Below are 22779 nucleotides of genomic sequence, written 5' to 3'. Positions count from 1 at the left end.
TTCTGCGGATTTGAACATTATTGGCCGGTCCGGGTTCGGGCCGGCCTTTCATTTTCCCCTTTTTTCCAGCGCCATACCGACTAGGGTAAGAAAAACGGGCAACAAAATAGCCAGATGAAGATTTTACAGAACCGAAGTATCGGGATCGATCAAGGCGACGTTTCACTGTTTTCGGATTTCGAAGACGGCGGGGAAATGTGGACCGGCGAAGGCAGCCGGGAACGCCGGATGACCGTGACGTTCGACCAACCTTTTCGTGCAGAACCCTCAGTGCACGTGAGCATTTCCATGTGGGATGTAGATACCAGTGCGGCCCTGCGCGCAGAGCTGGTGGCCGAGAACATCACCAAAACCCAGTTCGATATCGTATTCAGCACCTGGCTGGATAGCCGTGTGGCCCGGATAAGGGTCGCGTGGATGGCGATCGGTGAACTCAAAAATTTCGACGACTGGGATATCCCTGACTAGGCAGGGACGGGGACACAAAAAAAAGGCCGCCACGAAGTCATCGGGCGGCCCTTTTGAACGTCACAGATCCAAAGATCAATCCATGTGGTACAGCGACTCATAGATCGGCGTCAGCGATTTGTCTTCGAACAGCGACGACACCGATGTGCCGTTCCAGATATTCATGATCGCTTGCGCAAAGATCGGGGCGGTTGGAACGATCCGGATGTTCGGAGCAGCCAAAACTTCGGGGGTCGGTTGAATCGTGTCTGTGATGACCAGCGATTTCATCACAGAATTGGTCACCCGTTCGATGGCAGGGCCGCTGAGTACGCCGTGGCTGATATAGGAATGCACTTCCAACGCGCCGTTTTCCAGCAGAACCTCGGCCGCCTTGCACAAGGTTCCGGCGGTGTCGCAAATGTCATCGACGATCAGGCAGATCTTGCCAGTCACATCACCAATCACGTTCATCTCGGCGATTTCACCGGGTTTTTCGCGGCGTTTATCAACGATCGCCAACGGAGAATCGATCCGTTTGGCAAGTTCCCGCGCCCGGGCCACACCGCCAACATCGGGGGACACGACCATGATGTCGTCCATCCGATCCTTGAAATTCGTCCGCACGTCCAGCGCAAAGATCGGTGAGGCATAAAGGTTGTCGACGGGTATGTCGAAGAACCCCTGAATCTGGGCCGCGTGCAGGTCCATGGTCAAAACCCGTTCAATCCCGGAACCGGTCAGCATGTTTGCCACCAGCTTGGCCGTAATCGGTGTGCGGGCCTTTGTGCGACGGTCCTGACGCGCATAACCGAAATAGGGGATCACCGCCGTGATCCTCTGGGCGGACGACCGGCGCAACGCGTCTGAGATGATCAGCAGCTCCATCAGGTTGTCATTTGCCGGGTTGGACGTGGATTGCAGGACAAACATGTCCTCGCCGCGCACGTTTTCGAAAACTTCGACAAAGATTTCGCCATCGTTGAACCGTTCGACACGGGCGTCGACCAGCCCGACGTCCATACCGCGATGCATTGTCATGCGGCGGGCAATCGATTCGGCAAGCGGAGTATTTGCGTTCCCAGCGATCAGCTTGGGTTCGTTAAGTCGGGCCATATGCTGTTATCCCCAATCAGCAAGGTCGGTATGACAGATTCGTGATGTTGACACCGCTTAACACGGCCTTACGGTCCCGCAAAGGTTGACGGAGAGAGAAATCACCCATGGCACATATCGACTACTATTTTGCGACACTGTCGCCCTATACCTATCTGGGCGGAACCCGGCTGGAAGATATTGCAGCCAAGCACGGCGCAACAATTGCGTATAAACCAGTCGATATCGTGGCGCTGTTCGGGCGGACCGGCGGCACTCCGCCAAAAGATCGTCATCCATCACGTCAGGAATACCGCGCGCAGGAATTGCGCCGTCAGTCCAAGAAAACCGGCCTGCCGCTGAATATTCAGCCGGCGCATTGGCCAACAAACGGCGCGCCCGCAGCCTATGCCTTTATAGCGGCGCAAAACGCCGGTGGCGGCGATCTGGGCAAGCTGGCGCATGCGATCACCCGCTGTGTCTGGGCCGACGAAAAAGATATCGCCGAAGATGCGATTGTGCGGGCCTGTCTGGAAGAGGCCGGGTTTGATCCATCTCTGGCCGACAGCGGGTTGCTGGAGGGTGCTGAAACCTATGCGGCGAACCTTGAAGAAGCCGCCGAACGCGGCGTGTTCGGTGCGCCGTTCTATATCGTCGATGGCGATGAACGGTTCTGGGGGCAAGATCGGATGGACGATCTGGACGACTACCTGAGCGACATCAAAGCCTGATGGACAAACCCGTGCTGTCCCAGCAGGTGTTCTCGCGGACAATGGGGCAGGGACCGCGTGCGGTTCTTGCGATCCATTGTTCGCTGGCGCATTCGGCCGCGTGGCGCGGGGTCTCCGGACATCTGGACAAAGAGGCGACGTTTATCGCCTTTGACATGTTGACCCACGGGCGCAGCCCTGACTGGGATGGTCAGGGCGATATTCAGGACCGCATGACCGAGATCGCTGCCCAGTTTCTGACCGGGCCTATGGATGTGATTGGTCATTCCTTTGGTGCAACCGTCGCCCTGCGTCTAGCAGCGGCTTATCCAGACAGCATTCGCAGCCTGACACTGATCGAACCGGTATTCTTCGCGGTTGCAGCGCAGGACGCACCGGATCTGCTAGAACAGCATGAACGCGACAACGCGCCTTTCCAGCTGGCACTGGAAGCCGGGGACGACGCCCACGCCGCCCGCGTGTTCAACCGAATGTGGAGCGAAGGCAAATCCCGCTGGGCCGATATGCCGGAAACCTCGCGCGCGTCGATGATCCGCAGCATTCGTTTCGTCCCGGCCTGCCGCGCTCCAATCTATGACGATCTGGCGGGGTTGCTGAAACCCGGTGTGCTGGATCGCATAACCGCGCCGTGCCTGTTGATGCGCGGCGGGAGATCACATCCTGTGATCGGAGCCGTGAACGATGGGCTGCAATGGCGCCTGCCGAACGCTGAAAACGTCGTGATAGATGGCGCAGGGCATATGCTGCCAATCACGCATCCCCGCGACACAGCCGGGCACCTGCGCAGCCTTTACGAACGCGCCAGCCTTTAGAGTTTAGTCGTCTTCGTGAAACAGGTTCAGGAATTGGTCGATCTGATCTTCGGTGATCGACCAGTCGCAGACCAATCGCGCGGCCAGCAACTCTTCGGGGTCGTCCCCCTCCAATGTGCCGTCCCACAGGTGATAGGCCGCTCCGGCATCGTGCAGACGTTGATGGATCCGACGCGGGAAGGCGGTAAAGATCATGTTGGCCTGCGGCGTGGTCAGGAACCGAGCGCCCGCCTTTTCCAGACCGTCAACCAGACGGGCACAGCGGGCGTTGGCCTGTTTGGCTGTTTCCAGCCACAGACCATCTTTCAGATACCCCTGCATCTGGGCGGACAGGAAACGGTGCTTGGAAAACAGATGCGCACCGCGTTTGCGACGCAGTTCGAATTCCCACGCGTGTTTGGGATCAAAAAAGATCACCGCCTCGACGCCCATGCAGCCATTCTTGGTGCCGCCGAACGACACAACATCAACGCCCAGTTTCCAGGTCATTTCTGCAGGCGTGCATCCAAGCGCCGCCAGCGCATTCGCAAACCGCGCGCCATCCAGATGAACCGGCAGATCAAAGTTCTTGGCGACGGCTGTTAGTGCCGCCAGTTCGTCCAATGAATAGACCGAGCCACGCTCGGTCACTTGCGTGATCGACACCGGGCCGCGCTGCGGGCCGTGCACGCCGCGGGTTTCTTCGGCGGCGATGGTCTTGCGCAGGGCAGACGGGGTCATCTTGTCGCCCCCCGGCACCAGCGTCAGCTTGGCCCCGCCCGAATAGAACTCTGGCGCGTTGCACTCGTCTTCGTGGATGTGTGCGACGGGCGAGCAGAACACAGTGTCAAAAGGTTGGGTCAATGTCGCCAACGCCAGCGAATTCGCCGCCGTGCCGGTTGCCACCAGATAGACGGCGGCTTCGGGGGCTTCAAAGATCTCGCGGATCTTGGTGCGGACTTCATCCATCTGAGGATCAGCCCCATAGGCCCAGGCGTAACCGGTATTGGCTTCGGCGACGGCGGTCATCACCTGTGGATGCACCGGACCGGAATTGTCAGAGGCAAAGAACATCAGATCGGCTCCTCGATTATGTGGTCTTCCCATTCTTCTTCGGGCGTTTCGAATTCACTGACGGTCAGGTCCCGTACGGAAACGCCGGCATTGTGTACACTTTCGGCTGTACCGGAAATCAACGGATGCCAATCGTAAAGCGGCTTGCCTTCCCAGAGAAGCCGATAGGCGCAGGTTCGTGGCATCCAATAGGCATGGCTGTCCAGGTTGTCAGGCTTCAGCACGATGCATTCCGGCACGAATTGATGCCGAATGTCATATTGTGTGCAGTGGCAGCTTTCATCGTCCAGCAAACGGCAGGCCACGCGGGTCAGGGCGACTTCGCCGGTGTCTTCGTCTTCCAGCTTGTTCAGGCAGCATTTGCCGCAGCCGTCACACAGGGCTTCCCATTCTTGCTGGTTCAGACGCTTCAGCGGTTTGTTTTGCCAAAAGCGTGGGCTCAGGCCGGATCGTTCAATTGGATCGTTCATTCGGCGGCCAAAATCGTACGCGCGCGGAGGCAATCGGCATCCATCTGTTTGATCAGACCGTCAAGCCCGTCAAACTTCATTTCGGGGCGCAGATAGTCGACCAAGGCAATCGACAGGGTCGCGCCATAAAGATCGCCCGAGAAATCGAAGATAAAGGTTTCAAGGTTCGGGATCTGGCCGTTGAACATGGGTCGCAAGCCCAACGACGCGGCTCCACCATAGCTTCCGGCGTGGGGGCCATCCAGAACGTCGACCAGAACAGCATAGACGCCGAAGACCGGCGGATGCAGCCCTTCGATTGACATGTTTGCAGTTGGAAACCCCAGCTCACGGCCGCGTTGTTCGCCGCCGATGACTTTGCCTTCGATCCGGTGCCAGTGACCCAGCATCGCCGCCGCGTCGCGCGGCTGGCCGTTGCTCAAAGCCGAGCGGATCGCTGTTGATGACACCACGTTTTCGGATTCTTCCAACAATGGCGCGATGGTGACACCAAAGCCCATCTGCTCTCCGAACCGGATCAGATCCTTGGCCGATCCGCTGCGGCCTTTGCCGAAACAGAAATCCGCACCGACAACCACATGGGACAGGCCCAGCCCGTCGACGATCACGCTTTTGGCGAACTCTTCGGGCGTCAAACCGGCAAGGGCCGCATTGAAGTTCAGCTCATACAGCTTGTCCACGCCCAGCTTTTCCAAACGGTGCGCGCGCGCGTCACGTCGCATCAGGCGGAAGGGGGGCGATTTAGGCGCAAAGAATTCGCGCGGATGCGGCTCGAATGTCATCACACCCAAGGGCGCGTCGGGGGCCACATCGCGGGCCAGCTGGATCACCGACTGGTGACCCAGATGCACCCCGTCAAAATTGCCAATCGCGGCGCTGGCGCCGCGATCCTGGGGTTCTACGAATTGATAGTCCCGGATGATCCGCATGAGGCTCAGTTAGCGCCCCAAGGAACCGGGTGCAAGCCTTCCGTTCCGCTGGGTTCAGCATGTTAGTGGTAAGGTGAACTCAGTCTTGAAATCGTTGCCAACAAGCGGCTGCATCTGCATAACTGCCATCGCCGTATGTCTTTTCGTACGATTTCTTTGCCTTTCTGTCGTTTCCGCCAAGTTTGATTACAGTATACGCGGACATACCAGCCGGGCTTTTGGACAGGTCCGAGCCGCGTCTGGCATAAACATCCACAATGTCTTTGGATGCCCAGTCGATTGCTTCTTTCTGGCTGTAGCTCTTACCCTCGAAAGACGTTGTTTTCCCTTTTGAGGGAATAAAGTCGACCCATTCGGCAAGCCACTTGTCCCGAGTGTCATTTGGGTTGCCGCAATTTGCGGCAATAGCCTGAGAGCCAGACGCCGCAATGGCAAAACAAGTGGTTACAACGAAACTGCGTGAAAATGCGATCATAATGAAAACCCCTATTCCAATAAAAGAACGAAGGCCAAATGGCCTCCGAATGATAACACGCAGGTTATATGACGGGTTTCCTGGTCAATCCAGCTTGTTACTTGGCGCCAGAACGGTGGCCTGACCCATCAGGACCTTTTTGCCATCAACCGCACAGTGGCAATCCAGCAGCACGCGGCGCTTGGACATGTCGATATCGGCCACTTTCACTTCGGCATAGACCATATCGCCGGGGCGCACCGGAGCCAGAAACTTGAGCGACTGACCCAGATAGATCGTACCATGACCCGGCAACTGTTCTCCGATCACGGCCGAGATCAGGCCAGCGGTCAGCATGCCATGCGCGATACGGCCGCGAAACATGGTGTGTTCAGCATAATCGTCGTCCAGATGCACCGGGTTGTGGTCGGTCGATACCTTGGCGAACATTTCGATGTCTTCGTCGGTGACCACTTTGCGCAGATGACGGGTCATACCCATTTCGAGATCTTCAATGCAGATCGTTCCGCGAGGCAGATTATCCAACATGTCGCCCTCTCTTTCCTGTCGGCTAAGTAATATATGGGCTGACCCATACGTCTGTTGGGTAACTTTATTACTTTGCATGCGCAGAAAATCAACCCCAAATTTTGATTAGCGCAGTTGGCCTATGGTATAGGTTGGATTAGACTTTTCTGTTTGAAGATAGGCATTTAGGGCGTCCGGATCCGGCTGAAACACGGTTTTTGTGTCGGCTGCGGCCAAACCGCCCGAAATGAACAGAGAATCAATGTCTTCGCCCATCGATCCGGCGATGTCGGTGTGCACGCCGTCGCCTATGGCCAGAATGGCGCTTGAGGGCACGTCCTTTCCAAGCGCTGCCAGACGGCGGCGGGCAAGGTCATAGATCGGCGGATGCGGCTTGCCGAAATACAGGCTTTCTCCACCCATCTCAGTGTACAAGCGCGCCAGCGCCCCTGCACACCATTCCCGAACCTCGCCACGGTCCACCACGATATCGGGATTGGCGCAGAGCAGTTTCAGGCCTTTCTGCTTGGCATAGAGGAACTGTGGCCGGTTTTCGGATGGGTCCGCCATCGGATCAAAAGGTCCGCAACAGACGATGCCTTCGGCGTCTTCCAGTTTGACCAGTTCGATGTCGACCGGATCTTCGACGACAGTGAGCGGGTGAAAGAACTCTTCATCGCGACCCCATTCGCCCATGAAGAACAATTTGCGGCCAACGGCCCCGTTGAACATGGCAGCGCGCGCCGAGTCGCCCGAGGTGGCGATGGTGTCATAGGCGTCAGAAGGGACGCCAAATCCCTGCAGCTGTTTGGCCACGCCCGCGCGCGGCTTGGGTGAATTGGTGAGCAGAACCACCGTGCCGCCCCGTTTGCGATAGGCGGCAAGCGCGGCCACGGCCTCGGGGTAAGCGGTGACGCCATTGTGGACACAGCCCCAAAGGTCGACAAACAACGCGTCATAGCGGTCTGAAACCTCGGCGAGGGACGGGATGATTTGGGTCATCTTGGGGCTCCTGAGAAGGGATCGTTTCGGGGCGTGTATGGCAGGACATTGCCCGGTTTTCCACGAACAATCGTGTGCCGCACAATGCAGGGTGCCGTTGAGGCATGGGCAGAGGATTGCCGAAATCAAAATGTGGCGAATTTTTAGGTCTTATCAATACATTCCAGTTTTAATACCTGTCTCGTGCTACAGGCAACTACAACAAGAAAGACACTAAGAATGAACAAGATCATGATGATTTGCATGACGGGTCTGATCCTGACCACAGCGAGCAGCCGGGCCATGGCAGCGCATGCCAATTCCTGGGCCGACGGTGACGACTCGGTGGTGTCCGCGAACCATGACAGCAATCAGGCAAAAAGCGTTGGAACCCCCGGTCAGGATGAAATGAACGGCGCGATGTCACGCAGTGCCCATGGCAAAATGGGCACGACCCCCGGCGGCGGCGTGGCCAGTTCCAACAGCGGGTTGGGCGAGGGCGGTGGCCCTGCTGGCGCGGTTGGGGGTCATGGGTACGACAAATAGGAAGGGGCGCCTCATAAAGGCGTCAAAGACCTCGGTCTGAAACGAAAATGGCTGGCGTCGAAAACCCGACGCCAGCCATTAAATTACTGGAAGATCAATTGGTCCGTTCAGACTTTGAGATTCGGAATGATCTGCTTTTTGCGTGACATGATGCCGGGCAGCACAACCGCGTCGCCGTCGACGCTGGCACCAAAGCTTTTTTCAGCTACGCCTTTTACCAGATCGTTAGGCACAAACAGCGTGGCTTCTTCGTTCAGGATGTCGACAACGAACAGCAGAACTTCGTCAACGCCGTCTTCCTTGGCGACATCGGCGAACGATGTCATGATGCTGGCCTTGCGGTCCAGAACCAGTTTCGGTGCGGTGGTTTCCAGAACCGAAACGCGGAACTTGGTGCCATCGACTTCGTATTCTTTCGAATCCATCCGGATCAGTTCGGCATCCGAGAACGCCGAGATGTCGGATTTGGCTTCGAACATTTCCGACGCATAGGCGCCCATGTCGATGTTCAGTTCGGCGGCCAGCTTTGCGGCCAGTGCCTTGTCGACGTCGGTGGTGGTCGGCGAGCGGAACTCCAACGTGTCGGACAGGATACAGCTGAGCATCGCGCCCTTAATGTTGTCGGGCATCTTGTCGGCGTCGTCGCCCATCAGATCGTACATGATGGTCGCGGTGCAGGCCAACGGACGCACGGTGATGTCGATCGGGCCCTTGGTTTCCAGGCCGCCGACCAGCTTGTGGTGATCGATGATCGCCAGGATGTCGGCATCGTTGATCGCATCGGGCAGTTCGGCCGGGTTGTTGGTGTCGACGATGACAACCGGAGCACCAGCTTCGACGCCGCTGATGATCTCGGGCTTATCAAAACCCCATTTTTCGATCACGAATGCAGCTTCGGTGTTGGGCTCGCCCAGCAGCACGGCCTTGGCGTCGGTGCCTTTGATTTCGTTCAGATACCAGGCCCAGATCAGGGGGGAGCCGGTGGAATCAGTGTCGGGGGACTTATGTCCAAGAACCTGGATCGTCATTGCGCAGAATCCTGTGAAGGTTGGGAATTTGCCGCCTTATAGGGATGGCAGCCGGGCTTGTCACGGGCGCGCGTGGTGCCTGCGACCCTTCGTCAGAGGTTCGGGTGCGTCAGAGATCAGAAAGCCGCGCGTTCCAGCAAAAAGCCCTGATCCTGAAGCTGGTTCAAAAGGCCCGATGACCCAGATAGATGTGCGGCCCCGACCGCGATCACCAGATTGGGCTGATCAAAGGCGGGAATCCGCGTCATCCACCGGTTGTTCCGCTCGATCAGCAGCGCGGCGATGAACGCGTTCCACCGCGCATCCCAGTCGTCCGGGTCGCCAATCGACAGCGTCGCGGCGGTGCGGCGCACCAATTCCATGATGAAAACAACATCCTCATCAAAGTAACCTTCGGCCATCGTCGCGTGCATATCCATCGAGCTGCCGTACATCGCAATCGATGTCAGCAAGTCGTCGACCTGTTGCTCCAGGGGTCTGCTGTTCAGGATGTCCAGCAGTTCTGCCACGGTTTCAAGCGACGCCACCGGCACGTCCGCGGCTATGGCGATCTGTTCAAGACGTTTGTCCATGCCCAGAACCGCGTCCTTTGCCTTGCGCAGGCAAGGGGGCAGGGACAGCATCTGGTCCAACAGCCACGGGCGCATTTTTGCAGCCATCATTGGCGGGATTTGATTTTCTTTCAGTACTATCGAGAACTTTTGCCATTTCTCGTCCCCCATCACATCGATCAGAGTTGGACCCGAAGTCAGCAACAGACCGGACATGTCGGTGCCGGATGACTTCATAAAATCGCCGAATGCGTCCTGGTTGACCTCTAACAGCAGCAGATCGGCCTGCCGGATCACCGGGGCCAGTCGTTTGGCGATGTCTGCCATGCGCGGGTCATTCAAATGCAATGTACCGATCAGATGGACCGTCTGACCACCGCGTTTGGCGATCCAATGATTGCCCTGAGCGAACGGGGTGGCGTCGGCGACGGCCCGGATCTCTTGCAGGTCAGATTCTGACAGTGCCTCACGCAGATCGGTTCCGCTGCAGCCCGCCTGCACTGAGACGGTCATCAGCAACAATGCGGTCAAAGCGGCAATCAATCGGGCCATGTGGTGCCTCCTGTTCGTGTGCGGAGCCATCACTCAGAACGCAGCCCGTTCCAAGGTATAGCCCTGGGCCTTGAGCAGGTTGAGAACACCCACCCGACCTGGCAGATGAGCCGCCCCCACCGCGACGACCAGCAGGTCGCCCTTGGTGCGCTGAATGACCGGTATCCAGGCGCGGTTGCGGCGGTCCAGTATCAGGGCATCGAACTGGCGCAACAGCCGGATCACTTCGTTGCGCGGTACATCCAGATCCCGGTACATGGTCCATTCCTGAACGATCCGGGCTTCGGCCAGCGCTTCTTCGAAATAGGCCGCGGATAGTGTGACGATCTGATCGTCTGAATTCAGGCTGCTGCGCAGATCCATCTGCAGCAGCTTCAACTGGTCGCGCATGGGCTGTCGGGCCAGCATCTTCATCCCCGACCCGGTGTTTTCAAGTCCGCCGACAGGGACACGGTTGCGCGCTGCGGCCCGTTCGATCCGATCATCCAGACCGGCAGAGGGGCCAATCCCGCGTCCACCACAGCCGGATCTGCTGAGATAAAAAGACAGCAACCAGGGCTGCAACCGAGCGGCCTGTTGATCGCTTAGCCCGGTGTCGGCAAGCGCGATCCGCAGGCGTTGCCAGTCTTCTGCCGACAGCATCTCGTCGATAGTTTTGCCCGAGGTGATCATGATGGCCGAAGGATCCTTGCGCATATCCTCCCAGAATGTGGACATCTGGCGCTTGGTCACTTCCAGCAGAACCGCATCCGCCTTTGCGATCACCGGGGTCAAGATACGCATGACCGACCGCATCCGTGAATCGCCGAAATGTTGGGTGCCGACGACATGAATGGACTGGTTGCCCTTTTTTGCAATCCAGTGGTTGCCATAGGCGAACGGGACCTTGGCAACTTCGGTCTTCAGGCGTGCCTCATATTGCGGGGTCAGCCGTTGGCGCAGGTCCGTCCCGCTGCATCCTGCCCAAGCACCCGTTGCGCAAAGAAGCACAAGGCTTATCAAAAACAGTCGAATCATGAACGCGTTGCACCACTCTGCATGGGAAACAGTTAGGGGGATGGCCCTATGCGAACAACCCCGGGCATACGATTGCCGCGGGCGCAGACCGGGATTAGCATGACGGCATGGCACGTGAACAAGATCTCTATCCGCCTATCAAAGCGTTGTTCGAACGGCAGGGGTATACCGTCAAGGGCGAGGTTGGCGCAGCTGATGTCGTCGCTTGTCGCGGTGACGAGCCGCCGGTGATAGTCGAATTGAAAGTCGGGTTTTCGCTTAGCCTTTATCATCAGGCGATAACCCGGCTATCGGTGACTGATCTGGTTTATATTGCGGTGCCGAAACCGACCGGCAAGACGGCGCGCCGGGCGCTCAAAGACAACACGGCCATGTGCCGAAGGCTGGGGCTGGGGCTGATCACGATCCGCACGGATCAGCGTGTCGAAGTGCAATGTGATCCCGGTCCGTATGCGCCGCGTAAATCCAAGAAGCGTGCCAACAGGCTGCTGCGCGAATTCGACCGGCTAACAGGTGATCCGAACGCAGGCGGGGCAACCCGGCACGGTATTGTCACCGCCTATCGTCAGGACGCGTTGCGCTGTGCCGCGCATTTGGCCGAAGCCGGGCCGTCGAAAGGGTCGGATGTGGCCAAAGCGTCAGGTGTGGGCAATGCGACCCGCCTGATGGCCGACAATCACTATGGGTGGTTCGAGCGGGTGTCCAAAGGGATCTACGGGTTGACCGATCAAGGCACAGCCGGGCTGCAACACTGGGCCTATAGCTGGGAAGACGAAAGCGCGACCGGCGATGGTTGACCAACGCGTCAGGCGGCCGCACAGTCGCCGGAGCCCAACAGAGCGCCGGACCAGCCTGTGATTTCACGTAGCCGCAAAACCCTGTTCGTTCACATCCCCAAGACTGGCGGGCAAAGCATCGAATCCGTCTTTCTGAAGGACGCCGGACTGGCATGGCGGGATCGTGGGCAGCTAGGTTTGGGCCGCAACCCGGACAAGGAAAACGGACCAACCCGGCTCGCGCATCTATATGCGTCCGAATACGTTGCGCTGGGCCATGTGACCCAGGCCGAATTCGACGCCTTTACGCGGTTTGCGATCGTGCGCCATCCTTATGATCGGATGATCTCTGAATACCGCTATCGCGCGGCATCCTGGAAAAGGAAGGGGGATCCGGCTGTGGGTTTTGATGATTTCATTCGTTGGACGCCCGAGGATGAAAAGCTGGATATCGCCCGCCATCTGGTGCCGCAGGTCACCTATGTTCAGGACAGTGAAGGGCGCAGCCTTGTGCCCCACATCGTCCATCTGGAACAGATGGCGGTCGAAATGGCGGGCCTTTGGCAGACCATGCTGGGCACCATTCCAGACGTCCCGCATAAGAATGCTTCCAAGCCGAAGTTCGGGCCAGGGCGGCAGGATTTGACGGTGCCGCAAAAACGATTTCTGCAGGACCGATACGCCGAAGATTTTCAGTGTTTCGGGTATGACCCCTGACCAGCCCTAGAATTTGCGAAAAATACAAACAGGCCTGTTGACTCGCAACATTGCCATGCCTAGCTATGCGTCGTTGTCACTCGACCAAGGTGAGTGATAACGATCCCGTCCCGTGAGGCGGGGTCAGGACAAACGAACTTTGAGCCTTAAGGAGCTGCAAAGATGGCATTGAAACCGCTTCATGACCGTGTGCTGGTTCGTCGTACCGAAAGCGACGAAAAAACTGCTGGCGGGTTGATTATCCCCGAAAGCGCAAAGGAAAAGCCCAGCGAAGGCGAAGTGATCGCATGTGGTGAAGGCGCCCGCAAAGACAGCGGCGAACTGATCGAGATGGCCGTATCGGCTGGCGACAAGATCCTGTTCGGCAAATGGTCGGGTACCGAAGTCACCGTTGACGGCGAAGAACTGCTGATGATGAAAGAAAGCGACATCATGGGCATCATCGAGTAAGCCACCCGGCTTCTCTGATCCCTGACCGTTTTCATCCCACTAAGATACTCTGAGGAGAGACAAACATGGCTGCTAAGGACGTCAAATTCGACACCGATGCCCGCAACCGTATGCTGGCTGGCGTGAACATTCTTGCCGACGCCGTCAAAGTGACCCTGGGCCCCAAAGGCCGTAACGTGGTTCTGGACAAGTCGTTCGGCGCACCGCGCATCACCAAAGACGGAGTTTCGGTTGCCAAAGAAATCGAACTGGAAGACAAGTTCGAAAACATGGGCGCCCAGATGGTGAAGGAAGTTGCTTCCCGCACCAACGACGAAGCCGGCGACGGCACCACGACTGCGACCGTTCTGGCGCAGGCCATCGTCAAAGAAGGCCTCAAGCAGGTTGCTGCTGGCCTGAACCCGATGGATCTGAAGCGCGGTATCGATCTGGCCACCGCCAAGGTTGTTCAGGGCATCAAAGACGCAGCGCGCGAAGTCAAAGACAGCGCTGAAGTTGCTCAGGTCGGCACCATTTCGTCGAACGGCGAAGTCGAAATCGGCGAGCAGATTGCCGGTGCGATGCAGAAAGTCGGCAACGAAGGCGTGATCACCGTCGAAGAGAACAAAGGCCTGGAAACCCAGACCGATGTCGTCGAAGGCATGCAGTTCGACCGCGGCTATCTGAGCCCTTACTTCGTGACCAACGCTGACAAGATGATTGCAGATCTGGAAGACTGCATGATCCTGCTGCACGAAAAGAAACTGTCGTCGCTTCAGCCGATGGTTCCGCTGCTCGAGCAGGTGATCCAGTCGCAAAAGCCACTGCTGATCATTGCGGAAGATGTTGAAGGCGAAGCGCTGGCGACCCTCGTGGTCAACAAACTGCGCGGCGGTCTGAAAATCGCAGCAGTCAAGGCACCGGGCTTCGGTGATCGCCGCAAGGCCATGTTGCAGGACATCGCGATCCTGACCGGCGGTCAGGTGATCTCGGAAGATCTGGGCATGAAGCTTGAGTCCGTCACCATGGACATGCTGGGTTCGGCCAAGAAAATCGAAATCACCAAAGACGAAACCACCATCGTCGACGGTGCTGGCGAAAAAGCCGAGATCGAAGCACGCGTTGCTCAGATCCGCACCCAGATCGAAGAAACCACCAGCGACTACGACCGTGAGAAGCTGCAGGAACGTGTTGCCAAACTGGCCGGCGGTGTTGCCGTGATCCGCGTCGGTGGCATGACTGAAGTCGAAGTGAAAGAGCGCAAAGACCGTGTCGACGATGCTCTGAACGCGACTCGTGCTGCTGTTCAGGAAGGTGTCGTTGTAGGCGGCGGTGTTGCCCTGGTTCAGGCTGGTAAGGCACTGGCTGAACTAAAAGGTGCAAACTCTGACCAGAACGCCGGTATCGTAATCGTGCGCAAAGCCATCGAAGCGCCGTTGCGCCAGATCGCTGAAAACGCCGGTGTTGACGGTGCCGTGGTTGCTGGCAAAGTCCGCGAAAGCGACGACGTTGCATTCGGCTTTAACGCTCAGACCGAAGAATATGGTGACATGTTCGCGTTCGGCGTTATCGATCCGGCCAAAGTGGTTCGTACAGCTCTGGAAGATGCAGCCTCGGTTGCTGGCCTGCTGATCACCACCGAAGCCATGGTTGCCGACAAGCCGTCCAAAGACGGTGGCGGTGCCGCTGGCGGCATGCCCGACATGGGCGGCATGGGCGGCATGATGTAAATCACGCCGGACCAATTGGTTCGACCGAGAAAGGAGGCCGTTTTCGGCCTCCTTTTTTTGTTTGCAGAAAATTGTCTTTGAATTCCGCTTTTGGAATGCAATAATTGACCCAAATTGTTTTTAAAACTGATGCTAATTTGGAGATTGCGATGGCCTATTTTTTTCCACTAACCGGTGAAATTCCTGTCAACACAATCCAAAGAGGCGAGCAGGAAGAAGCCAAAACAATCGGTCTGTCAGACGGCAGTTTTGTCGTCGTCTGGACGACCTATGTCTCTGATTACGGTCCCGCATACGTCATGATGCAGCGCTATGATTCCAGTGGCGCACCAATGGGCGAGAACATTCAGGTCAATGCCGAAACAGGACCCGGTCAGGTTCACAAGGAGCCGCAGGTTGAACTGCTGGACGACGGATCCTGGGTCGTCGTCTGGCAGCACTTCGATATTTACGCCTGGCCGCAGGCAAACAGCATTCTGGCGCAGGTCTTTGACGCGGATGGCACGCGAAAAGGCGACGAAATCACCGTCGTCCTTGATGACTTGGACAAGCCCGCCGACCCGTCGGTGACTGCAGTGTCCGATGGCGCTTTCCTGGTGGCATGGGAGGTTGTCGGAGGGCCAACCGGCTGGGGAACCGAAATGCGGGCGCAAAAGGCTGATGCGGATGGACCAATTGGACCGCAAATCGAGTTTGAGACCGTGTCCCCCACGAGCAAGAACAATGCGATTGTCACGACGTTAAGCGATGGCAATGTCGCCTTGGTCTGGATGGAGGTTGTCGAAATCGCTCGTTCGGGTCATATCACAGAAACCAAAGCGGTCGCTCAGATCATTACCGAAGACGGTCAGGCCATCGGGGACGAATTTGAACTGTTCGCGGACAATGGCCAGCGGTTTGTCACTGACGTTGTTGCCTTGCCGTCAGGAGAGTTTCTTGTCGTCGGAAACGGCAGCCCCCTGGGCGGGCGGTCGTCATCGATTGTCGTTGAAAAGCTTTCGAACGAAGGTGAACCTGTAAAGGATCTGTTTATCAAACCCGACGTCGGTGATGGCATCTATAACGCGCAGCTTGCCGCACTGCCTGACGGGGGGTACGCGGTGACCTATTCGGTTCTGTTGGAAGACACGAGTGTTTCGGATGAACAGACAGACACGTTCCTGGTGCGGTTCAACGCATTCGGGCGGCAGTTCGCCGACCCTTACCAGGTCAATGTTCAGTCTGCGTCCGGGTTCGACAGCAACTACTCAGATGTTGCCGTGCTGGCTGATGGCAATGTCGTTGTCGCCTGGCAAGGTCGGGAGCAACTGACCTTCTCGGACTTCGACACGGATGTTTATGCCCGCATCTACAACGCTGATATGTACGGGACGGGTTTATGGGATTACCTGGTCGGGACCGATTTTGATGATACGATTTTTGGCTTAGGCTTTAATGATGTTCTTTTGGGCGGGGGCGGCGACGATCATCTGATCGGAGGGCGCAGCGACGATACTCTGGATGGTGGCATCGGCGATGACATCCTGAATGGCGGGGGCGGTTGGGACGAATTCCGGTTCTCGTCCGGTAAGGACCGTATTGTCCGTTTTGATGACAACCGTGACCGGATCGTGCTGGATGGTGCCGAGTTGGGGATCGTCGGGTATTCTGCCTCAGAAGTCATTGACACGTTCGGGACCATGGTCGGGGATATCGCCCTTTTCGATTTCGGCGAGGGCAATATCCTGACAGTGAACAGAGTGGCGGACCTTGGCCTTTTTGTGGACGACCTGATCATCGGGTAGGCTGAAGAAGGCACCGGGTAAAGAGTGGTGCAGTTTCATCTTTGCGTCGGGTGTTTGACAGCCGACGCCGTTCTGGCTGGCCCTGTAATTGGCGGGACGCCGGATCACGGTGTCCGGCGATGCCGGCGAAACCGTTTGCGGGATGGAGCAGGAGGCGACCTTTGACATTTCAAAAGCCATACTGTTGACAGGTTTGCCTGTATTGGGTCTGATCCGAACCAGATAACCTATTTTTCCAAATTGTATTATGCGGAGCTTATTGATGTCGGAACTTGTGCCTGAAACTGGCGAGATTCTTGTAAATTCGTTTACTGCAAACAATCAGGACGACCCGCGCATCACGGCCCTTCCGGATGGCGGTTTTATCGTCGTTTGGGAATCCTTTGGCCCATTTGGCGTCGGTAACACCATCTTTCAGCAGGTATACGATTCCGACGGCAACACGGTTGGTGGCAACGTCCGGGTCAACACCACAACAACAATCTCACAGTCTAATCCGCGGGTCGAAGTGCTGGCGGACGGATCCTGGATTGTTACCTGGAATTCTTATGGCGGCTCCTTGCCTGAAACTGAAATCATGGCACGGGTATTCGCGCCGGATGGAACCCCGACGGGGCCTCAGTTTCAAGTCAACAGTTTCGCCGCTGGCCAACAGGACTGGCCGGAAATCACAGCTCTGAACACGGGCGGGTTCCTTGTGGTGTGGTTCAGCGATGGCCCGGATGGCGACGGTCATGGGATTCGCGGACAACGCTATGACAGTGCCGGCAATCCGCTGGGGGCGGAAATCGGGATTAACTCCACAACAGTAGGTGACCAGCGTGCGCCACAGGTGGACACGTTTTCCGATGGGCGGGTCATCGTGACATGGCAGAATCCGGTTTATGACGTAAATGGCGATTGGGTCGGCGGGACTTCTCACGGGCAGATCCTGTCCCCAATCGGACGCCCCATCGGTGGTGAATTTGAATTATTTTCCGGGGTGGCGTTCAACGGCGCGTTCAGTGTCGCGACGTTCCCGGATGGCCGCTTTGTTGTTGTTGGCTGGAGCGCTACTGACTCCGGCAATGAAGTGGTCGGTCAGATGTATGATGCCAACGGTGTGCCGTTGGCCCCGCCGGTCACGCAAAGCGTTCCAGGTGCAAGCGTCTATGAGCCGCGCGTCGAGATTTTGCCTGACGGTGGGTTCGTCGTGACCGTGACCGTGGATGTTGCTGGCAACGAACAAATGGCTGGAAATGAAAACACCTATATGCAGCGGTTTGACGCTGAAGGAGAGCTGGTGGGCGACCCTGTGCAGGTCAATACGACCGTCGGAACTGGTGTTTATCAGGATGATGCTGACGTCACCGTTCTGGAAGACGGTCGGATCGCCGTCGTTTGGGAAGGGTACAATCAGGATGGCGACGGCGACGGTGTTTTTCTCCGGATCTTTGAATCGCAGTTGATCGGAACCGACAGCGCCGATGTCATCGAAGGCACCAATGGTGCCGATATCATCAAAGGGCGCGGCGGTAATGACGACCTGCGCGGGCGCAGCGGCGCTGATGTTATCGAAGGCGGCAATGGCCATGACGAGATTCGCGGCGAAGGCAGCCGGGATGTTCTGAACGGCGATCGTGGCAATGACACCGTGGACGGAGGCCTGGGCAATGACCGCGTCAATGGCGGTGGTGGCAACGACGTGCTGATCGGCGGGGGCGGCAATGATTTCCTGAATGGCGGCGCTGGGTCTGACGAGTTTCATTTCAATGCCGGTCGCGACCGCATTGTACGTTTCGACGACAACCGCGACGAAATCGTACTGGATGGGGCCGCCCTTGGTGTGACCGGTTATCTGGCATCCGAGATTATAGACGAATTTGGGTCTATCGTCGGCAACCGCGCAGTTTTTGACTTTGGGGGCGGTGATACCCTTACCGTGAACGGTGTCACGGACCTGAACATTTTCCTGGACGATATAATAATCGGCTGAATAACGCGCTTGTGTCGGGCAAAACCCGGCGCAGGTTCATCAAGTCATATTGTGGTGCACTGGCAACCGTATATCATCTTCGAAGATCATTGTTTTTGGAGATCGGACTCATGCGTATCGGATTTGGAGTGCTTTTTGCCCTTGTTCTGGGCACCGCCGCCCAGGCAGAGGATGAAGGCGGTCGCTTTGTCATTGGCAAAGATGCCTTTGTTGCTGGATCGACTGTCACCGTCAGCGAGGCAGGCCACGATGACCTGTTCGCGGCAGGCGCACGTGTAACAGTTGATGCTGACCTTGATGGAACAGCGCATCTGGCGGGGCGCCGGATCACTCTGTCTGGAAATGTCGGTGAAAACGTCTATGGGGCAGGTCAGGACGTGACCATCACTGGCGATGTTGCTGGCAATGTTTCTATCGCCGGGCAGGATCTAAACGTTTCGGGGACCATCGGCGGCGATCTTAGGGCGGCCGGATCCGAAATTACGCTGTCCGGACCTGTCGGCGGATACGCGTTGATCGTGGGCGAAGAGGTCAAGATCACCGGAACCATCGCGGGCGATCTGGCGCTGATGGTTGATGAAATCGACTTTGGCGAGGGCGCAAGCGTCGCGGGCAAGGTTATCGTTTACGAAGACAAGACGGGAGACGTCGAAGTCCCGGCCTCGGTTGCTTCAGAAGATCGCATCGAGCGCCACAAGACTGAGGACTGGGACAAGCATCACAAAGATGGGCCAAGCGTATTCAGCTGGCGCCATGCGATTGGCAGTTTCATTTTTGGCGTCATGATCGTGGCCGCCACCGCAGCGATTATCGCCGCGGCTGCCCCTGCAACCATGGCCGCGATGCGTCGGCGTATTCTGGATAAACCGGGTCGCGCCCTGATGATCGGGTTCGTCGCTCAGTCGGCGCTGATTGGGTCCGGCATTCTGACCGCGATGACACTGATTGGCATGTTGCTGACGCCGGCGCTGATCCTGATCAGCATTATAGTCGCCTGGCTGGGATACGTGATCGGGTCGTATGCTCTGGGCGTTGGCCTGTTGTCGGCCGCGGGTTGGGATGAACCCGCCACGGCCGTAGATCGTGCGATCAGGGCCGCCGTTGGCGCGGCTGCCGCTGGCCTTGTATCGTTGGTGCCCATCCTTGGCTGGATATTCGTTCTGGCGCTGTTGTTGTGCGGTGTCGGGGCCATGGCGGTGCGGCTGCTGCCGCAGGATATGCTGGGCACTCCCCGGTATTAACGCCCAACTGGCGTGATCCTCCGGGGCGGTGCCCCGGGGGAACCCTTGCAAAAATATTGGCAATTTCCTTTTCCGGGAAATTGAGGGATGAAGGGCCATGAGACAGGTCCTTCTGATCGCGGTCACGATGACCGCCTTTGCCGCAAATTCGATTTTGAACCGATTGGCCGTGGACAGCGGCGCGATCGAACCGGGTCTGTTTGCCGTTGTCCGTGTGGCCGCAGGGGCGGCCATGCTGGTTCTCCTCGTGTTGATCCAGAAAAAACACCTGTCGTTTTCCTGCCTAAAACGCTGGGGCGGGGCCGGATCACTTGCGCTTTATATGATCGGGTTTTCTTTGGCCTATCGCGCGCTGGATGCCGGGGCCGGGGCCCTGATCCTGTTTGGTGCCACCCAGATTACGATGTTCACCATCGCCTGTTTCCTGCCGTCGCCGCCATCGGGTCGACAATTGACCGGGGCCGGGATTGCCTTTCTGGGTCTGTGCTGGGTGCTGTGGCCGGGCGAGATGTCTGCTGTCCCATTATCCGGAGCTGTGCTGATGCTTGCAGCAGGGGTTGGGTGGGGCATCTATTCGGTTATCGGGCGCACCGAGTCCGAAGCGCTGCCTGCGACGGCCGCCAACTTCTGTCTGGCACTGCCCTTTACAGCCGCAGTTCCTTTGGTGCTGGGCGAACCGCTGACAGCGTCCGGAACCGGCCTTTTGCTGGCCGTTATCTCTGGCGCGATAACTTCGGGGCTGGGCTATGCGCTTTGGTATCGCATCCTGCCGACGCTGACGGGCGGAACAGCCGCCACGGTGATGCTGAGCGTTCCGATTATCGCGCTGGCTGCAGGCGCCGTGTTGTTGGGGGAAACTCCGAACTCAACCCTGATTTTGGGATCGATGGTTGTCATTGGCGGCATCGCTTTCGCCGTCAGACCAGCCAAGACGTAACAACACGTGAATTACACCTTTTCGCAGAAGCGATTTATGCCTATCTGCCGGGTATGCGTGGGGTGATCCTGTTCCTTTTTTTGTGGCCTATGGCGGCGCGCGCCGATTGCGTTGTGCTGTTGCACGGGCTTGCGCGAACGGAAGCGTCTTTTGTTCTGATGGAGGTCGTCTTTCAGTCCAAGGGCTATCAGGTTGTCCGCCCCGGCTATAGGTCAACTGATTTGCCGATCCCTTTATTGGCGTCCGAAGTCCTGCCTCAGGCGCATGCGGAATGCGGCGATCAAACCGTACATTATGTGACGCATTCAATGGGGGGCATCCTGTTGCGCCACTGGCTGCGCGGCCAAAAGCCCGACAATCTGGGCCGCACCGTTATGCTTGGCCCGCCCAATCAGGGCAGCGAACTGGTCGACAAGATGGGCGATTGGGAGGTCTTTGGCCTGCTCAACGGTCCGGCAGGTATGCAACTGGGCACTGGTCCTGACAGTATCCCGCGCCGCTTGCCTGCCGTGGATTTCCCGTTGGGTGTGATTGCGGGGGAAAACTCTTTGAACCCGGTGTTTTCCTCGATTATCGAAGGGCCGGATGATGGCAAGGTTTCAGTCGAGTCCACCCGGGTTGAGGGCATGACAGATCATTATGTGCTGCCCGTGACCCACACTTACATGATGAATAACCCGCGCGTGATCGCACAGGCGCTGCATTTCATCGAAACGGGGGCGTTCGATCCTGACATTTCATGGCTCGACTCGGTTCTGGGCACCATTGATGAATTCTGTCTTGGTCAGTCCTGCCCGACCGAACCCATATCCGAGCCGTCGCGATGACCTGTCTTGAGATGGATCTGACCGGGGCCAAAGTTTTGCAGCCGGATGGCGTGGTGCAGGACGCCAGCCTGTCAATCGCAGATGGCCAGATTGTCGATACCCCTGTTGGGCGTACGGTCGATCTGAGCGGATTTCTGGTTTTGCCAGGGATCGTCGATCTGCACGGTGACGGGTTTGAACGCCACGTGGCCCCGCGCCGGGGCGCAATGAAACAGATGAACGAAGGCATCATGGCAGCCGAGGCCGAGCTGGCCGCCAATGGGGTGACCACTGGCGTCATGGCCCAGTTCTGGAGTTGGGAGGGTGGGGTGCGCGGACCTGACTTCGCCGCCCAGATCCTGACAGCCATCGCGGCTGTGAAAGGGCAAGTGGTGACTGACCTGCGCGCCCAGCTTAGGTTTGAGACTCATCTTCTGGACGATTATGCCGCTCTGCCGGGCAAGCTGCGCGACTGGGATGTGTCCTATCTGGTGTTCAACGACCACCTGCCGCATGACCGGTTGGCCGAAGGTCGAAAACCGCCGCGCCTGACTGGACAGGCGTTGAAAGCCGGTCGCAATCCGGAACGACATTTTGAGATGCTGCTGGATCTGCACAGCCGTGGTCCGGCCCTTCCTGCTGCGCTTGATACCCTTTGTGAAACCCTGACCGCGCAAGGCGTGCGACTGGGCAGCCATGACGACCAATCCGCAACCGACCGGGCCTTATGGCGGGATCGGGGCGTTCGGATCTCGGAATTTCCTGAAACGCAAGACGCCGCCGAGGCCGCGCGCGATGCCGGGGATGCGATCATCATGGGCGCACCGAACCTTGTGCGCGGCGGGTCCCACAAGGGCAACGCCAGCGCCATCGATCTGGTCGCCATGGGGCTGTGCGACGCGTTAGCCTCAGATTATCATTACCCAAGCCTGCGCCGCGCCGCGTTGATGCTGGCCCAAACCGGATTGCTGGATCTGGGCGCGGCCTGGCAGCTGATCTCAGACGGCCCGGCCCGCATCCTTGGCCTGACAGATCGCGGGCGGTTAACGCCCGGGTTGCGCGCCGATCTGGTCATACTCGACCAAACCAGCCACCGCGTCGCTGCCACCCTGTCGGGTGGGCGCGTCAGCTATATGACCGGAGACATAGCCGCCCGTTTGCTGAACGTCAGGGCGTAACCAATCCGGACA

At 57.8% G+C, this 22779-nt stretch carries 24 protein-coding genes; 14 read left to right on the top strand and 10 right to left on the bottom strand.

Annotation, left to right across the window (positions count from 1 at the left end):
- The first annotated feature begins 114 nt into the window (after positions 1–114).
- On the top strand, positions 115–468 hold the full coding sequence (locus FOY56_RS02610; protein ID WP_146344232.1) for an H-type lectin domain-containing protein: 354 nt from the start codon (positions 115–117) through the stop codon (positions 466–468).
- A 75-nt stretch (positions 469–543) separates the two neighbouring features.
- Here FOY56_RS02610 and FOY56_RS02605 read toward each other — a convergent pair whose 3' ends face one another.
- Complete coding sequence (locus tag FOY56_RS02605; RefSeq protein ID WP_146344231.1) at positions 544–1563, bottom strand: ribose-phosphate pyrophosphokinase; 1020 nt, start codon at positions 1561–1563, stop codon at positions 544–546.
- Positions 1564–1670: 107 nt separating this feature from the next.
- Between FOY56_RS02605 and FOY56_RS02600 the strand changes: the two genes are divergently transcribed.
- A complete protein-coding gene (locus FOY56_RS02600; protein WP_146344230.1) occupies positions 1671–2273 on the top strand; it encodes a 2-hydroxychromene-2-carboxylate isomerase in 603 nt (200 codons plus the stop codon).
- Positions 2273–3085 carry an alpha/beta fold hydrolase gene (locus FOY56_RS02595; protein ID WP_146344229.1) on the top strand — a complete coding sequence of 271 codons (813 nt, stop codon included), beginning with the start codon at positions 2273–2275 and terminating at the stop codon, positions 3083–3085. The genes FOY56_RS02600 and FOY56_RS02595 overlap by 1 nt, the downstream gene beginning before the upstream one ends.
- Positions 3086–3088: 3 nt before the next feature.
- Here the strand turns inward: FOY56_RS02595 and FOY56_RS02590 are convergent, their stop codons facing one another.
- The 6 genes from FOY56_RS02590 to FOY56_RS02565 form a co-directional block, all read right to left on the bottom strand.
- Complete coding sequence (locus tag FOY56_RS02590; RefSeq protein ID WP_146344228.1) at positions 3089–4138, bottom strand: threonine aldolase family protein; 1050 nt, start codon at positions 4136–4138, stop codon at positions 3089–3091.
- Complete coding sequence (locus FOY56_RS02585) at positions 4138–4608, bottom strand: YcgN family cysteine cluster protein (protein WP_146344227.1); 471 nt, start codon at positions 4606–4608, stop codon at positions 4138–4140. The genes FOY56_RS02590 and FOY56_RS02585 overlap by 1 nt, the downstream gene beginning before the upstream one ends.
- Positions 4605–5537, bottom strand: coding sequence for a bifunctional riboflavin kinase/FAD synthetase (locus tag FOY56_RS02580; RefSeq protein ID WP_146344226.1), 933 nt, complete (start codon positions 5535–5537; stop codon positions 4605–4607). The genes FOY56_RS02585 and FOY56_RS02580 overlap by 4 nt, the downstream gene beginning before the upstream one ends.
- A 79-nt stretch (positions 5538–5616) precedes the next feature.
- Positions 5617–6012, bottom strand: coding sequence for a hypothetical protein (locus FOY56_RS02575; protein WP_146344225.1), 396 nt, complete (start codon positions 6010–6012; stop codon positions 5617–5619).
- Positions 6013–6096: 84 nt separating this feature from the next.
- Positions 6097–6540: a MaoC family dehydratase gene (locus FOY56_RS02570; protein ID WP_146344224.1), complete on the bottom strand. Its 444-nt coding sequence runs from the start codon at positions 6538–6540 to the stop codon at positions 6097–6099.
- A 105-nt stretch (positions 6541–6645) separates the two neighbouring features.
- The gene (locus FOY56_RS02565; RefSeq protein WP_146344223.1) at positions 6646–7521 is read right to left on the bottom strand and encodes a TIGR01459 family HAD-type hydrolase; all 876 of its coding nucleotides are present in this window, start codon (positions 7519–7521) and stop codon (positions 6646–6648) included.
- Positions 7522–7740: 219 nt separating this feature from the next.
- On the opposite strand from FOY56_RS02565, the gene FOY56_RS02560 reads away from it, so the two are divergent.
- The gene (locus FOY56_RS02560) at positions 7741–8046 is read left to right on the top strand and encodes a hypothetical protein (RefSeq protein ID WP_146344222.1); all 306 of its coding nucleotides are present in this window, start codon (positions 7741–7743) and stop codon (positions 8044–8046) included.
- A 107-nt stretch (positions 8047–8153) separates the two neighbouring features.
- On the opposite strand, the gene FOY56_RS02555 is transcribed toward FOY56_RS02560, so the two are convergent.
- From FOY56_RS02555 to FOY56_RS02545, 3 genes are all read right to left on the bottom strand, one after another.
- The gene (locus tag FOY56_RS02555; RefSeq protein ID WP_146344221.1) at positions 8154–9074 is read right to left on the bottom strand and encodes a manganese-dependent inorganic pyrophosphatase; all 921 of its coding nucleotides are present in this window, start codon (positions 9072–9074) and stop codon (positions 8154–8156) included.
- 116 nt (positions 9075–9190) lie between these two features.
- Positions 9191–10177 carry a TraB/GumN family protein gene (locus tag FOY56_RS02550; RefSeq protein WP_186766219.1) on the bottom strand — a complete coding sequence of 329 codons (987 nt, stop codon included), beginning with the start codon at positions 10175–10177 and terminating at the stop codon, positions 9191–9193.
- Between the two features lie 33 nt (positions 10178–10210).
- Entirely contained in the window at positions 10211–11194 is a 984-nt protein-coding gene (locus FOY56_RS02545) for a TraB/GumN family protein (RefSeq protein WP_146344219.1), read from the bottom strand.
- 107 nt (positions 11195–11301) lie between these two features.
- Between FOY56_RS02545 and FOY56_RS02540 the strand changes: the two genes are divergently transcribed.
- From FOY56_RS02540 to FOY56_RS02495, 10 genes are all read left to right on the top strand, one after another.
- Positions 11302–11991, top strand: coding sequence for a DUF2161 domain-containing phosphodiesterase (locus tag FOY56_RS02540; RefSeq protein WP_146344218.1), 690 nt, complete (start codon positions 11302–11304; stop codon positions 11989–11991).
- Between the two features lie 57 nt (positions 11992–12048).
- On the top strand, positions 12049–12687 hold the full coding sequence (locus tag FOY56_RS02535; RefSeq protein ID WP_146344217.1) for a sulfotransferase family 2 domain-containing protein: 639 nt from the start codon (positions 12049–12051) through the stop codon (positions 12685–12687).
- Between the two features lie 162 nt (positions 12688–12849).
- Positions 12850–13137, top strand: a complete 288-nt coding sequence (locus tag FOY56_RS02530; RefSeq protein ID WP_146344216.1) for a co-chaperone GroES — start codon at positions 12850–12852, stop codon at positions 13135–13137.
- 65 nt (positions 13138–13202) lie between these two features.
- Positions 13203–14846, top strand: coding sequence for a chaperonin GroEL (gene groL, locus FOY56_RS02525; RefSeq protein WP_146344215.1), 1644 nt, complete (start codon positions 13203–13205; stop codon positions 14844–14846).
- Positions 14847–14995: 149 nt separating this feature from the next.
- Positions 14996–16630, top strand: a complete 1635-nt coding sequence (locus FOY56_RS02520) for a calcium-binding protein (RefSeq protein WP_146344214.1) — start codon at positions 14996–14998, stop codon at positions 16628–16630.
- A gap of 262 nt (positions 16631–16892) precedes the next feature.
- Positions 16893–18605 (top strand): calcium-binding protein, encoded by a 1713-nt coding sequence (locus FOY56_RS24040; RefSeq protein WP_281288783.1) that lies wholly within the window; start codon positions 16893–16895, stop codon positions 18603–18605.
- A 110-nt stretch (positions 18606–18715) separates the two neighbouring features.
- Positions 18716–19846: a DUF8173 domain-containing protein gene (locus FOY56_RS02510; RefSeq protein WP_146344212.1), complete on the top strand. Its 1131-nt coding sequence runs from the start codon at positions 18716–18718 to the stop codon at positions 19844–19846.
- 97 nt (positions 19847–19943) lie between these two features.
- Positions 19944–20783, top strand: a complete 840-nt coding sequence (locus FOY56_RS02505; protein WP_146344211.1) for a DMT family transporter — start codon at positions 19944–19946, stop codon at positions 20781–20783.
- A 53-nt stretch (positions 20784–20836) separates the two neighbouring features.
- The gene (locus FOY56_RS02500) at positions 20837–21610 is read left to right on the top strand and encodes a lipase family protein (RefSeq protein WP_146344210.1); all 774 of its coding nucleotides are present in this window, start codon (positions 20837–20839) and stop codon (positions 21608–21610) included.
- On the top strand, positions 21607–22767 hold the full coding sequence (locus tag FOY56_RS02495; protein WP_146344209.1) for an alpha-D-ribose 1-methylphosphonate 5-triphosphate diphosphatase: 1161 nt from the start codon (positions 21607–21609) through the stop codon (positions 22765–22767). Before FOY56_RS02500 ends, FOY56_RS02495 begins: the two co-directional genes overlap by 4 nt.
- The last annotated feature ends 12 nt before the right edge of the window (positions 22768–22779 follow it).

This window comes from Falsiphaeobacter marinintestinus, from assembly GCF_007923355.1.
In the GTDB taxonomy this organism is placed as follows: Bacteria; Pseudomonadota; Alphaproteobacteria; order Rhodobacterales; family Rhodobacteraceae; genus Phaeobacter_A; species Phaeobacter_A marinintestinus.
This window is presented reverse-complemented; position numbering and strand designations above follow the sequence as displayed.